The sequence below is a fragment of the Nocardioides acrostichi genome, assembly GCF_015319165.1.
In the GTDB taxonomy this organism is placed as follows: Bacteria; Actinomycetota; Actinomycetes; order Propionibacteriales; family Nocardioidaceae; genus Nocardioides; species Nocardioides acrostichi.
Genome location: NZ_JADIVZ010000011.1, coordinates 26507 through 40312 on the forward strand (window position 1 = coordinate 26507; position 13806 = coordinate 40312).

Below are 13806 nucleotides of genomic sequence, written 5' to 3' on the forward strand. Positions count from 1 at the left end.
TCTCAGACCGCCACCAGCTGCCACTGGCAACGGGTGGATCCGTCGTACTCGGCCTGCTCGACGTTGGCGCCGGCGGCGGTCGAGCTGCTGGTGCCGGCCATGACCAGTCCGCTGAAGCGGTTGGTCATGATGACGTACCCGCCGCCCACGGGGGTGATCGCCCAGTGCTGCTGGTAGCAGCTGGCGTCGGCCCAGAGTCCGACGTTGCCGCCCGTGGCGCGGGAGAGACCCGCGACTTCGACGAGCTTGCCCGAGTTCTGGTCCTTGAGCTTCATGAAGCCGTCCCCGGCGTCGACGAAGGCGAACTTCTGGCACGCGGCTCCGGTCCAGGTGTACTGCTGGATGTTCGTCCCGTTCGCGGTGCCGTAGTAGTACACGTCGAGCACCAGCCCGCTGTTGCGGTTGACGAGGCGGTAGGTGGTGCCGGTGCTCACGGTGCGACTGACCAGGGTGGGCTTGACCGAGCGGCCGCCGATGCGCAGGTCGTTGACGTTGGCGTAGTTGCCCGAGGCGGCCGTGACGGTCATCTTGACGAATCCCACGTTGCGGTTCGACCACTCCGCGAGCTTGGGCTTGTTGTCGGCGGCCCACGAGGGGCTTGCCACCTGGGTCCAGGTCGTCCCGTCGGTGGAGACCGAGATGGTGGCGGCGGTGATGTCGCCGTCGGAGCCACCCGTGCGGTTCCACTGCTTGGGCAGGTACTCCAGGGTCGAGACATTGCTCCACACGCCGCCCAGGTCGATCACCAGGCTCTGGGGGAGGGCCAGTGCCCCGGTGCCGTTGGTGGTGCTCCACGTCGACCAGCACTGTTCGGCGCCGCGGTCGCTGTAGGCGTCGATCGCGCGCATGGCGCCCTCGCCGGCGTGCCACCCCGTGGCGTAGGCGGCGACCGGCGTGACCGGCCACTCTGCGCGCAGGGGCTGGGTGGGCAGGGCCGGCCGCGACGTGTTGGGCGACCAGGCGGCGCCGACCTCGGCGAGCCGGGTGACGATGTTGGTGTCGAGCTTCCCGTCGCGGTTGGGCGGGCAGTTGAGCAGGAAGCTGGTCCACAGAGGCTCGAGGTAGGCGAGATGGTCGAGGATGGACTGCTTGCTCATCGGGTCGGTGCTCGGCGTCGAGGGGTGCCAGAACCAGCCGTTGCTGATGGTCTGGCCCTGCACGCCGGCGTAGGTGTTGTTCGCCGGCGCGGAGACGCCCAGGGGCTCCTCGAAGTAGATCGCGTCGCCCAGCCACGGGACCGACAGCGCGCCGTGATCGATCATGACGCAGTGGGGCTGCAGCGACTTCACCAGGTTGCGGATGCGCTGGTAGGGCACGCGGCGTTGGCCCATCTGCCAGGCGTAGCCGTCGGTCACGAACATGTCGATGGCGCCGTAGTTGCTGAGCAGTTCGGTGATCTGGCCCTCGATCAAGGCCAGGTTCTCGGGCTCGACCTCCTGGGCGGAGTCGGAGACGTGCCCTCCGTAGGCCTCGACGGTGTGGGTGCGATCCCAGATGGAGAAGTACAGCCCGACCCGCAGGCCGCGGCTGCGGAATGCGTCGCAGTAGGCCTGCACGACGTCGCCGTTCCACGAGGAGTGGCTCACGTTCTGGCTGCCGTAGGCGGTGGGCCACAGTGCGAAGCCGTCGTGGTGCTTGGTGGTGAGCACGCCGTAGCTCATGCCGGCCGCGGCCGCCGCGTCGGCCCACTGGCCGCAGTCCACCGCTGTGGGTGCGAAGCGAGCGGGATTCTGGAAGGGCGCGGCCCACTCCTCGTCGGTGAAGGTGCCGAGGTTGAAGTGGTTGAACATGCCGAACCGCAGATTCACCAGCGAGGCCAGGTCGCTTTGGGTGTCGGCCAGCGCGGCCGGGAGCCACCCGCGAGGGCCCGCGCTGAGCGCCAGCGGGGAGAGGGCCGCGGCCACTCCGGCGGCTCCCAGCAGGCCACGTCGCGAGAGTGCCGGACCGCCGCCACCACGAGGCTCCGGGGTGGGTCGTGACGATGCGTGTCCAGGGACCATCAATGCCTCCAGGGGTCAGGGACCGGCGCCATGCCGGCACGCCGACGGTAGTGATGGCGATCACAACAAAGCAAGTATTGATCTGATCTTTAACACAGCATCGTTCGACATCAAGCCACAAGTGCGACAGATTGACGCCTGCAAGTTGTGACGAGCTTCACTTCGAGAGGAAAGATCATGCGATCAATCAAGCGCTCGCGACTCGGGGCAGCCGCCCTGCTCGTGGCCGTACCGCTGACGCTGACAGCGTTGCCGCAGGCCTCCGTCGGCGCGCCGGCGAACCCGGCAGACCGGTCCACGGCCTCCGACCGGCCGGGCCCCTACGAGGCGACCTGGCAATCGGTCGACCAGCACCAGGCATCCCCGGCGTGGTTCAAGAACGCCAAGTTCGGCATCTACTGGCACTGGGGCGCGTTCACGGAGCCCGAGTACGGCAGTGAGTGGTACGGCCGCGACATGTTCATCGACGGCTCGTCGGTGAACCGGCACCACCAGGACACCTACGGCGACCCCACCGAGTGGGGCTATGAGAACTTCATCGACGGCGGCACCGACAAGGCAGGCAACGAAGTCCAGTTCAAGCCGGTCCTGAAGTCGCAGGGCGGGTCGTTCGCTCCCAACGCCTGGGCCCGACTGTTCAAGCGGGCCGGCGCGCAGTTCGCCGGTCCGGTGGCCGAGCACCACGACGGCTACTCGATGTGGGACAGCGACGTCAACGAGTGGAACTCCGTGGATCGCGGACCCAACCTCGACCTGCTCAAGATCTTCTCGCGCGCCGTCCGCAAGCAGCACATGAAGCTGCTGGTGGCCATGCACCACTCGTTCAACTTCAACGGCTTCTACGACTACGCGCCCGAGCAGACCGACCCGAGTCTGCAGAAGCTCTACGGTCAGCTGCCCCGCGACGAGGAGAACCAGCTCTGGTTCGACAAGCTCAAGGAGGTCATCGACGAGGCCCACCCCGACATCCTCTGGCAGGACTTCGGCCTCGACAGCCCCGGCTACTGCTTCAACGACGGCCCGTGTGCGGTCGATGAGCAGCAGCGCCTGAACTTCCTGGCCTACTACTACAACCAGGCCCAGAAGTGGGGCAAGGACGTGGTGGCGACCTACAAGCACTTCGACAGCGGCTTCAACACCAACGGTGAGGTCGCCGACTACGAGCGCGGCGGCCCGGCCGACATCGTGCGCCCCTACTGGCTCACCGACGACGCGGTGAGCAGCAGCAGCTGGAGCTACACCCAGGGCATCGGCTACTACTCCTCGCAGGCGATCCTGCACGCGCTCATCGACCGCGTCTCGAAGAACGGCAACATGCTGCTCAACGTCTCGCCGACCAAAGAGGGCACGATCCCGCAGGCGCAGCGAGACGTGCTCTACGACATGGGTGACTACCTGCACCGCAACGGCGAGTCCATCTACAAGACCCGTGCCTGGGACGTCTACGGCGAGGGCCCGACGCTCATGGGCGGCGGCATCTTCTCCGCGCCCAAGGCCGGCACCGCCCAGGACATCCGATTCACCCGAAGCCGCTCGGACCGGGTGCTCTACGCCACCGTCCTGGGCTGGCCCGGAGACGGCGCGACCCTGGACATCGACACCCTGGGCTCCGACGACGTCGACCTGCGCGACCTCTCCAAGGTCCAGCTGATCGGGCCCAAGGCGCACTCCTACCGCAATCTGCGTCACGAGCAGACGGCTTCGGCGCTCGAGGTGACCATGCCGAGCCGGCGACCGGTCAAGCAGGACGCCTATGTGGTCAAGCTGACTTTCGGCGACAAGCTCCCGGCTCCGGTCTCCTCGGGGACGGCCGGGCTGTTCGAGCGCACCGGGGCTCACGGCCGCAGCGCCCGCCTGGCCCAGGGCAGCTACACCGCCTCCGACCTCAAGAAGCTCGGTGTCGACGCCGACAAGGTGCGCTCACTGCGCGTGGGCGCGGGTGCTCAGGTCACGGTCTACCCCGAGGACGACTTCTCGGGCACGCCGACCACCTACACCGGCGACCAGGCGCGTCTGGCACGCCACAGCGTGGGCTCGGTCGAGGTCGCCCTCGACGTCTCCGAGCCGTTCCTCATCACCAACCAGACCAACGGCATGGTGATCGACGGCGACGAGCTCGGTGCGGGCGAGGAGGTCGCCCAGCACGCGGCCGACTCGGCCGCCGACCAGCAGTGGCGCCTGGTCGAGGCCGGAGGTGACTACTACCGGATCGAGAACGAGGCCACGGGGTGGGTGATCGACGGGCTCGAGCGGTCCTCCGGTTCCCACGTGACCCAGGAGGAGTCCTCGGACGCGGACTCGCAGCTGTGGAGCCTCCAGGCAGCGGGTGACGGCTGGTCCTACGTGGTCAACAAGGCGACCGGCCTGGGGCTCGACAGCGGCGGAAACGTCTCCGACGGCGCGCCGCTGAAGCAGTGGGTGCTGGACGGCAGCCCGAACCTGCGCTGGTCCTTCACCGCCGCGCACTGACGTCACCGACCCGCGGATCCCGGTGGCGCGAGCGATGCTCGCGCCGCCGGGATCCCGTGCGTTCGGTGTCCTACGGTGTCTGAGCCGGGCCGGAGAGTCTCGGGGAAGGGGAGCCATGGAGCGCGATTCCGAAGGGGGAGAGGCACGCATGTCACAAACGGACATCGTCGTCTCGAAGGTCAAACGGATGATCGTGGAGGGGGAGTTGCGACCGGGCGACCGGCTGCCGATCGAGAAGGAGCTCGCCGAGCGGCTCGGGGTCTCGCGCAGTCCGCTGCGCGAGGGGGTGCGGGCGCTAGCCATGATGGGGGTTCTGCAGGTGCGCCAGGGCGCCGGCACCTTCGTCACGGCTCTGGACTCCGAGCTGTTGCTGGCGCCGCTGGAGTTCGTTGTCGAGCTGCACTCCGGTGACGTGGAGTCGGATCTGCACACCGTGCGTCGGGTGCTCGAGACCGAGGCGTGTGCCCGGGCGGCGCTGCTCATCGACGACGCCGCCCTCGAGCGCGCCGAGGCGGTGCTGGCCGGCGTCGACGAGATGCTGGAGCAGGGCACGTTCGACGAGTCGCGCGGGCTCCAGGCCGACATGGAGTTCCACGACATCATCTCCTCGGCATGCGGCAACCCGATCCTGCGCACCCTCATCGGAGCGCTCTCCTCCAAGACGGTGCGCGCGCGCATGTGGCGTGCCCTGGTGACCGAGGGCGTGAGCCGCAGCACGCACCGAGAGCACCGCGCGATCCTCGAGGCGTTGCGTGAGGGGGATCCCGAGAGGGCCCGACTGCGCATGGCCGTGCACCTGGTGGAGGTCGAGGACTTCCTCAGTAGTCCCGATGCCCAGGCGCCCGACGACCTGCTGGAGAACTCTTGAAGGTCGTATGATGTTTAAGGCTTAAGCAGACTCAATCTTTACAATTTCACGAGTAGCTGTTGCTAGACATCACATGATTGTGACACTAGTCTCGTGGTCGTCGTCACACAGTCAACGTGCTGGCGAACTCCATCGAGTGGTCTCCGGCGGTCGCCGGATCGGCCGTGATTCAGTGAAAGTGAGAATCTGGTGAGCACACTTCGCACGAAGGTCGCCGGCGTCGCCGCCATCGCGCTCTCGGCCGCGCCCCTGGCAGCCTGCGGAGGCGAGTCGACGACGAGCTCGGCGTCGTCCGACGCAGCCAAGATCTGCGTGGACTTCCCGCGCTCGGACACCGACTTCTGGAACGCCTTCATCTCCTACGTTCCCCAGTACGCCGACGAGATGGATCTGGACGTCAGCACCAGCAACTCCGCCGGCGACGTGCAGAAGCTGGTCGCCAACGTGACCGCCTGCGTCAACCAGGGCGGCAAGGCCGTCGTCATTGCGCCCCAGGACACCGCGGCGGTCGCTCCGCTGCTGGAGCAGATGGCTGCCAAGGACATCCCGGTCGTCAGCCTCGACACGGCGCCCGACAGCGGCACCGCCTACATGGTCGTGCGTGCCGACAACAAGGCCCTGGGTGAGCAGGCGTGCGAGTACCTGGGCGAGCAGATGGGCGGCAAGGGTGCGGTGGTCGAGCTCATGGGCGGCCAGGACTCCGTGAACGGCCGCGACCGCCGTGAGGGCTTCGGCGAGTGCATGAAGTCGAAGTACCCCGACATCCGCGTCATCGAGGAGCCGTCGGAGTGGGAGGCCGACAAGGCCCAGAGTCAGCTCCAGACCGCGATCGGCGCCAACCAGGACGTCCGTGGCGTCTACATGGCCTCGAGCTTCGCCCTCGCCGGCACCATCCAGGTGCTGAAGGCCGCGGGCAAGCCCACCGACCCCAGCGACCCCGACCACGTCTTCGTCGTCTCCAACGACGGCATCCCGCAGGAGTACAAGGACATCTCCGAGGGCACCCTCGACGCCACCGTCTCCCAGCCGGCCGACCTCTATGCCAAGTACGGCCTCTACTACGCCGAGGCTGCCATCAAGGGCGAGACCTTCGAGCCGGGCGAGACCGACCACGACAGCACCATCGTCGAGGACGACAACGGGTTCCTCGAGGACCAGCTGCCCTCGGTCCTGGTGACCAAGGACAACGTCGACGACCCCGATCTGTGGGGCAACACCCTCTGACCCCACCCGACCTGGTCGGCCGCTCCTGGTGATCCCGGGGCGGCCGACCAGCACCACCATCTCGGCACACCACCCCTGGAGAGGACACCACGTGACTGGCACGCCCAGCCCGGATCTCGGCGCCCCCCGTGACGTCTCCGCAGCACTGTCCGCCGACCGGCCCGCCGCCTTGCCGCCCGCCCTGGAGGCCCGCGACCTGGTCAAGAGGTACGGGCCGACCACCGCTTTGGACGGCGCCCACCTGGTCATCGCCGACGGCGAGGCCCACGCGCTCGTCGGGCGCAACGGCGCCGGCAAGTCGACCTTCGTGCAGATCGTGACCGGGCTGCAGACCCCGGACGAGGGCACCGTGTCGTTCGCCGGCCGGCCAGCCCCCGCGGTCAGCGACCGCAACGCATGGCGCAGCAGCGTGGCCTGCGTCTATCAGCACTCCACCATCATCCCGAGCCTCACGGTCGCCGAGAACGTCTTCTTGAACCGTCAGCGCCGCAGCAATGGCGGACTCATCGCCTGGTCGGCGGTGAAGCGGGAGAGCCAGGAGCTGCTCGACGCGTGGGACATCCCGGTGCGCGCGGAAGCGATGGCCTCCGAGCTCAGCGTCGAGCAGCGCCAGATGGTCGACATCGCCCGGGCGCTCTCGTTCGGTGCCCGATTGATCATCCTCGACGAACCGACCGCCCAGCTGGACGCGCGCGGCATCGAGCGTCTCTTCTCGCGTCTGCGCGACCTCCAGGGGCGCGGGGTCAGCGTGCTCTTCATCAGCCATCACCTCCAGGAGATCTACGAGATCTGCCAGACGGTGACCGTCTTCCGCGACGCTCGCCACATCGTGACCAGCCCGGTCACGGCGCTCCCGAAGTCCGACCTCATCGATGCCATGACCGGTGAGGCGCACATCGCGACCGCGGCCGACGAGCGCGTCAGCGCGGCCCGGCCCGGGGAGCCGCACCTGCTCGTCACCGGACTCGGGCGGGCCGGGGAGTTCGACGACGTGTCGCTGCACGTGCAGCCGGGCGAGGTCGTCGGCATCACCGGCAGCGCCAGCAGTGGCCGCATCGAGCTCGCCGAGTGCATCGTGGGTCTGCGCCAGCAGGACTCCGGAACCCGCACGGTGCGGGGCCGAGACGTCGGCGCCGGGGTGCCCGCCGCTCTCGCCGCGGGCATCGGCTTCGTCCCGCGCGACCGCCGCCACGAGGGCTTCGTGCCGCTCCTGGGCGTCGGCGAGAACGCGACGATGACCGTGCCGCAGCGTTTCGGCCGCTTCGGCTTCATCGACTTGCGTCGCCGCGACGCGAGCGCCCACCGAGCCATCGCCGATCTCTCGATCAAGGCGACCGGTCCGGAGCAGCCCGTCGGGAGTCTCTCCGGCGGCAACCAGCAGAAGGTCGTGATGGCCAGGGCGCTGGCCAACGACCCCGACGTCCTGGTGCTCATGCACCCCACGGCGGGCGTCGACGTCCGCTCGAAGCAGACCCTGATGTCGGTCGTCGACGGCGTCCGCGAGCAGGGCACCGCCGTGATCATCGTGAGCGATGAGCTGGAGGATCTCTACCCCTGCGACCGCGTCCTCGTGATGCGCCAGGGATCACTCGTCGCATCGTTCGACGCCGGCTGGTCCGAACACGACCTCGTCGCGTCCATCGAAGGAATGGAGCAGGAGAATGTCTGAGTCAGTCGGTGCCGACGTGCGAGAGCTGAGCGGTACCAAGACCGCGTCGCGGTCCGCCTCCGGGCGGGGAGCCTCGCACGGCCCCCGCGTGCGCCTGGCGCAGTTGCGAGACCTGGCGCTGCTGCCGGCGATCGCGCTGATCTTGGTGATCGGGTCGTTCACCGACCCCTACTTCTTGACCAAGACCAATCTGGTCAACGTGCTGCAGCAGCAGTCCGAGATCTCGCTGGTCGTGCTGGGCCAGGTGCTGGTCATGATCGTCGGCAAGCTCGACCTGAGCCTGGAGTCGACCGTCGGCCTGGCCCCGGGCATCGCGGTGTGGTTGATCCTGCCGATCGACCCCGGCCACGGCCAGGGGCTCGAACTCCCCGGCGCCTTGTCGCTGCCGATCGCCCTGGCCGTGGGCGTCGTCATCGGTCTGGTCAACGGCCTGCTGATGGTGAAGTTCAAGCTCAGCGGCTTCATCGTGACCCTGGGCATGCTCATCACCCTGCGCGGCCTGCTCAACGGCATCTCCCAGGGTCAGACCTTCTTCGGGCTGCCCTCCTCCATGACCTACCTCGGCAGCGCCATCTGGCTGGGCCTGCCGGCGTCGGTGTGGATCTCGCTGGCACTCTTCGCCGTGGGTGTGGTGCTGCTGCGCTACCACCGCTGGGGCCGTGCCCTCTACGCCATCGGCGGCAACGCCGACGCGGCGAAGGCGGCGGGCATCCGCGTCGACCGGGTCATCTGGACGACGCTGGTCATCGCCAGCGTGCTCGCCGCCCTGGCGGGGGTGCTGCTCGCAGGGCGCCTCGCCTCGGTGTCGGCCTCCTCGGGCGACGGCTGGATCTTCACCGTCTTCGCAGCGGCGGTCATCGGCGGCGTGAGCCTCAACGGCGGCAAGGGCACCGTGTTCGGCGCGTTCTGCGGCATCCTGCTGCTCTTCTTGGTGCAGAACGTGCTCACCCTGGCCGGCGTGCCGGCCGAGTGGATCGACTTCCTCAACGGCTCGATCATCCTCGGTGCCCTGGTCGTGAGCCGGATCGCCTCCGGCAAGGAACAGGACTAAGCCGTGCCCAGGACAGCCCCGAGGGTCATCGACTCCCACGTGCACTTCTGGGATCCCGCGTCCCGGCGGCACCCCTGGCTGGACGAGGTGCCCGCACTGTTCCGCCCCATGCTGCCCGGGCAGTACCAGCAGCAGGCACCGCGCAGTGACGGCTTGGTCTTCGTGGAGGCCGACTGCGAGGAGTCCGCGGCGACGGGGGAGGTGGCCTGGATCGAGAGCCTGGCCGCCTCCGGGGTGCCGGTGCTCGGCATCGTGGCCGCCGTCCGGCTGGAATCCCCGGACGTCGAGGAGTCCCTCGCGGCGCTGGCGCGACGCCCCCTGGTCGTGGGGGTGCGCCGGCTGCTCCAGGACGAGCGCGCCGGCTTCTGCCTCGACACGGGCCTGCTGCGCGGGGTGCGGGCAGCCGGTGATCACGGCCTCGCCGTCGACCTGTGCGTGCGCTCCCACCAGCTGGTCGAGCTGGTCGAGCTGGCACGGCTGTGCCCGTCGACGACCCTCGTGCTCGATCACTGCGGCAAGCCCCGGATCGGCTCGGGCGACCTCGACCGGTGGACCGGCGACCTCGAACGCCTGGCGGCGCACGAGCACGTCGTGTGCAAGCTCTCCGGCCTGGCCACCGAGGCCAGCGGGGGCGCGGAGCCGCTCATCGCCGAGTACCTGCGCCGCGCGCTGGACGTCTTCGGACCCGATCGGGTCCTCTTCGGCAGTGACTGGCCGGTGTGCACCCTGGAGACCACCTGGTTCACCTGGCACGCCACGGTGACCAGAGTCGTCCAGGAGCTCTCGCCAGCCGAGCAGGCGGCCGTCATGGGCGGCAACGCCGAACGGTTCTACCGGCTGGGTGACGTGAGGGGAGAAGCCTCATGATGCGCGGTCGGCTGCTGCACCCGCCGTTGCTCGCCGCCCTCGGCGCGGCCGGTCACGGCGCGCAGATCCTCGTCTGCGACGCCAACTACCCGGCCTCGACGCAGTCCCCGCCCGGGGCACCGCGCATCCACCTCAACCTGGCCCCGGGGCTGGTCGACGCCGTGCGGGTCACCGAGGTGATCGCGGGCGCCGTCCCGATCGAGGCCGGCACGGTGATGGCCCCCAACCAGGACGGCCCCTACGCCGTGGGCTCGGATCCAGACATCTTCGCGGAGTTCGCGCGCGTCCTGCGGGCCGAGGGCGGCCCCACCCAGCTGGACAGGCTCCACCGGTGGGACTTCTACCGGGCCGCCGGTGCCCCGGAGGTCGCCGCGGTGGTCGTCACCGGCGAAGAGCGCCTCTACGGCAACCTCCTGCTGCGCATCGGGGTCGTCCGCGCCCGCGGTTAGCGCCCGGTATCCCACCCCCACCCGCCTCAGCGGCCCGGCGTCCGGCACGCCGGGCTCGCCCCGCCGTCCGCTCCACCTCTCAGCAAAGGATCTGCTCATGCCACGCTTCACGGACCTGCGCACCCGCGACGTGCGGTTCCCGACCTCTCGGGAGCTGGACGGCTCGGACGCGATGAACCCGGAGCCCGACTACTCCGCTGCCTACGTCGTGATCGGCACCGATGCCGGCGACGGTCTGGAGGGGCACGGCTTCGCGTTCACGACCGGCCGAGGCAACGACATCCAGACCGAGGCCATCCGCGCCCTCAACCCCTGGATCGCCGGCCGCGACGTCGACGACGTCCTGACCCACCTGGGCGACATCGGTCGTGAGCTGCAGCGCGACTCCCAGCTGCGCTGGCTCGGCCCGGAGAAGGGTGTCATCCACATGGCCGTGAGCGCCGTGCTCAACGCGCTGTGGGATCTACGGGCCAAGCGCGAGGGCAAGCCGCTGTGGAAGGTGCTCTCGGACATGACGCCGGACGAGATCGTCGACATCGTCGACTTCCGCCACATCAGCGACGCCCTCAGCGCCGACGAGGCCCTGAGCATCCTCCAGGCGGCCCGACCCACCCGCGGTGAGCGCGAGGCCCGCCTGCTGGAGCAGGGCTACCCGGCCTACACCACCACGCCAGGGTGGTTGGGCTACAGCGACGAGAAGCTGGCCCGGCTCTCCCGCGAGGCGGTCGCCGACGGCTTCGACCTGATCAAGCTCAAGGTCGGTGGATCCCTCGAGGACGACGTGCGGCGCATGGGCGTGGCCCGCGAGGCGGTGGGGGAGGACGTCAAGATCGCCATCGACGCCAACCAGCGCTGGGACGTGCCCGAGGCGGTGTGGTGGGTGAACAAGCTCGGCGAGTACCACCCCTACTGGATCGAGGAGCCCACCAGCCCCGACGACGTGCTGGGTCACGCCGTGGTGCGCCGCGACGTCGCCCCGATCAAGGTGGCCACCGGCGAGCACGCGCAGAACCGGGTGATCTTCAAACAACTGCTCCAGGCCCAGGCCATCGACGTCGTGCAGATCGACGCCTGCCGCGTCGGCGGCGTCAACGAGAACGTCGCGATCGTGCTCTTGGCGGCGAAGTTCGGCGTCCCGGTCTGCCCCCACGCCGGGGGAGTGGGACTCTGCGAGCTGGTGCGCCACCTCTCCATGTTCGACTACGTGGCGGTCTCCGGCTCCTGGGAGGACCGGCGCATCGAGTACGTCGACCACCTGCACGAGCACTTCTTGGACCCCGCGCTCGTCGAGGGCGGGCGCTACGTCACCCCGACCATGCCCGGCTACAGCTCCCAGATGCGCGAGGAGTCCCTCGCGCGCTATGCCTACCCCGAGGGTGCGGCCTGGGCCGACGAGAACGCAGCGCAGGAGGCGAGCCACTGATGCGCGCAGCCCAGTACCGAGGCGCGGGAACCATCGCGGTCGACTCCGCACCCGAGCCCGAGGCCGGCCCCGGCGAGGTCGTCGTGTCGGTGTCCTACACCGGCATCTGCGGCACCGACCTGCACATCCTGCACGGACACATGGACCACCGCGTCGAGCCGCCCGGTGTCATCGGGCACGAGATGAGCGGCCGGATCGCGTCGTGCGGCGCCGGCGTCGAGGGTCTCGCGCCCGGCGACCCGGTGACGGTGATGCCCCTGGTGTGGTGCGGTACCTGCGCCGCGTGCCGGGCCGGGCACCGGCACGTGTGTCAGCGGCTGGTCTTCGTCGGCATCGACTCCCCGGGCTCGCTCACCAACCGGTGGGTCGTGCCCGCCGACGTGATCGTGCCGCTGCCTGCAGACCTGGATCTGCGCGATGCCGCGCTGGTGGAACCGACCGCGGTCGCCGTGCACGACGTGACACGCTCCGGCGTGGTCGCAGGCGAGAAGGTCGTGGTCGTCGGCGGGGGCCCGGTGGGTCTGCTCGTGGGCGCCGTGGCCCGGGCCCGTGGGGCCGAGGTGCTCGTCGTCGAGCCGTCGTCCTTCCGCGGGTCGGTGGCACGCGAGGCGGGGTTCGAGGTCGTCGACCCCACGTCCGACGACGTCGCCGCGCACGTCGAGGCCTGGACCGAGGGCGCGGGCGCCGCGGTGTCCTTCGAGGTCTCCGGCACCCAGCCCGGGATGTCGAGCGCCCTCGAGGTGCTCGGGGTCCGGGGTCGGCTGGTGGTGGTGGGCATCCACGCCGCTGCACGCGAGGTCGACCTGCACCGGGTGTTCTGGCGCGAGCTGACGCTGGTCGGAGCGCGGGTCTACGAGCGCGCGGACTTCGAGGAGGCCGTGCGACTGCTCGCCGTCGGGGAGATCCCGGCCGAACTGCTCATCACCGCGGTCCAGCCGCTCGACGAGGCCGCCGAGGCCTTCGCCACGCTCGACGCCGGTGGCGAGGTCATGAAGGTGCTGGTCGACTGCCGCGAGGAGCAAGCATGAGCACGCCGTTCGACCTGACCGGGCGCCGCGCCGTCGTGACCGGCGCCAGCCGAGGCATCGGCCGTGCCGTCGCGGCGGCCCTGGCCGCCGCGGGCGCCGATGTCGCCGGTGTCTCGACGTCCATGCCGCAGGGCGACTCGCCGACCCGGAGCGCCGTGGAGGCGCACGGTCGCACGTTCACGCCGTACTCGGCCGACTTCGCCGATCGCGAGGCGGTGATCGATCTGGCCGCGCGCCTGGAGGCCGACGGCCCCGTCGACATCCTGGTCAACAACGCCGGCACCATCGAGCGCGCTCCGGCCGCCGAGCACCCCCTCGAGCTCTGGGACCGGGTCGTGGCGGTGAACCTCTCGAGCCAGTTCGTGCTGACCCGGGAGATCGGACGCCGGATGCTTGGCCGCGGGGGCGGCAAGGTGGTCTTCACCGCCTCGCTGCTCAGCTTCCAAGGCGGCATCAACGTGCCCGGCTACACCGCGGCCAAGAGCGGGCTCGTGGGCCTGACCAAGGCCCTGGCCAACGAGTGGGCCGCGGGGGCCGTCAACGTCAACGCCGTGGCCCCGGGCTACATCGCCACCGACAACACCCAGGCGCTGCGCGACGACCCGGCCCGGCACGAGGCGATCCTCGGCCGGATCCCCGCGGGCCGTTGGGGCAGCGCCGACGACGTGGCGGGTGCCGTGGTGTTCCTGAGCTCCGCGGCGGCCGACTACGTGCACGGCACCGTTCTCGCCGTCGACGGCGGCTGGCTGGGGCGATGA

Annotated in this window: 11 protein-coding genes; 10 read left to right on the forward strand and 1 reads right to left on the reverse strand. The window is 69.6% G+C overall.

All coding sequences use genetic code 11. The features are described from left to right. Positions 1–2 precede the first annotated feature (2 nt). Complete coding sequence (locus ISG29_RS16745) at positions 3–1904, reverse strand: alpha-L-fucosidase (RefSeq protein WP_207793267.1); 1902 nt, start codon at positions 1902–1904, stop codon at positions 3–5. 273 nt (positions 1905–2177) lie between these two features. On the opposite strand from ISG29_RS16745, the gene ISG29_RS16750 reads away from it, so the two are divergent. The 10 genes from ISG29_RS16750 to ISG29_RS16795 all read left to right on the forward strand — a co-directional run bounded on the left by ISG29_RS16750 (position 2178) and on the right by ISG29_RS16795 (position 13806). Then, positions 2178–4469 carry an alpha-L-fucosidase gene (locus tag ISG29_RS16750; RefSeq protein WP_194504609.1) on the forward strand — a complete coding sequence of 764 codons (2292 nt, stop codon included), beginning with the start codon at positions 2178–2180 and terminating at the stop codon, positions 4467–4469. A gap of 148 nt (positions 4470–4617) precedes the next feature. Next, the gene (locus tag ISG29_RS16755) at positions 4618–5337 is read left to right on the forward strand and encodes a FadR/GntR family transcriptional regulator (protein ID WP_194504610.1); all 720 of its coding nucleotides are present in this window, start codon (positions 4618–4620) and stop codon (positions 5335–5337) included. 189 nt (positions 5338–5526) lie between these two features. Continuing rightward, positions 5527–6561 carry a sugar ABC transporter substrate-binding protein gene (locus tag ISG29_RS16760; RefSeq protein ID WP_207793268.1) on the forward strand — a complete coding sequence of 345 codons (1035 nt, stop codon included), beginning with the start codon at positions 5527–5529 and terminating at the stop codon, positions 6559–6561. A gap of 91 nt (positions 6562–6652) precedes the next feature. After that, a complete protein-coding gene (locus tag ISG29_RS16765) occupies positions 6653–8230 on the forward strand; it encodes a sugar ABC transporter ATP-binding protein (RefSeq protein WP_328829590.1) in 1578 nt (525 codons plus the stop codon). After that, positions 8223–9281 (forward strand): ABC transporter permease, encoded by a 1059-nt coding sequence (locus ISG29_RS16770; RefSeq protein WP_194504611.1) that lies wholly within the window; start codon positions 8223–8225, stop codon positions 9279–9281. The genes ISG29_RS16765 and ISG29_RS16770 overlap by 8 nt, the downstream gene beginning before the upstream one ends. A 3-nt stretch (positions 9282–9284) precedes the next feature. Then, positions 9285–10148 (forward strand): amidohydrolase family protein, encoded by an 864-nt coding sequence (locus ISG29_RS16775; RefSeq protein ID WP_194504612.1) that lies wholly within the window; start codon positions 9285–9287, stop codon positions 10146–10148. Continuing rightward, positions 10148–10597 carry an RbsD/FucU family protein gene (locus tag ISG29_RS16780; RefSeq protein WP_207793269.1) on the forward strand — a complete coding sequence of 150 codons (450 nt, stop codon included), beginning with the start codon at positions 10148–10150 and terminating at the stop codon, positions 10595–10597. Before ISG29_RS16775 ends, ISG29_RS16780 begins: the two co-directional genes overlap by 1 nt. A gap of 97 nt (positions 10598–10694) precedes the next feature. Then, positions 10695–12020, forward strand: a complete 1326-nt coding sequence (locus ISG29_RS16785; protein ID WP_194504614.1) for an enolase C-terminal domain-like protein — start codon at positions 10695–10697, stop codon at positions 12018–12020. Continuing rightward, positions 12020–13048, forward strand: a complete 1029-nt coding sequence (locus ISG29_RS16790) for a zinc-dependent alcohol dehydrogenase (RefSeq protein WP_194504615.1) — start codon at positions 12020–12022, stop codon at positions 13046–13048. The genes ISG29_RS16785 and ISG29_RS16790 overlap by 1 nt, the downstream gene beginning before the upstream one ends. Further along, entirely contained in the window at positions 13045–13806 is a 762-nt protein-coding gene (locus tag ISG29_RS16795; protein ID WP_194504616.1) for an SDR family oxidoreductase, read from the forward strand. The genes ISG29_RS16790 and ISG29_RS16795 overlap by 4 nt, the downstream gene beginning before the upstream one ends.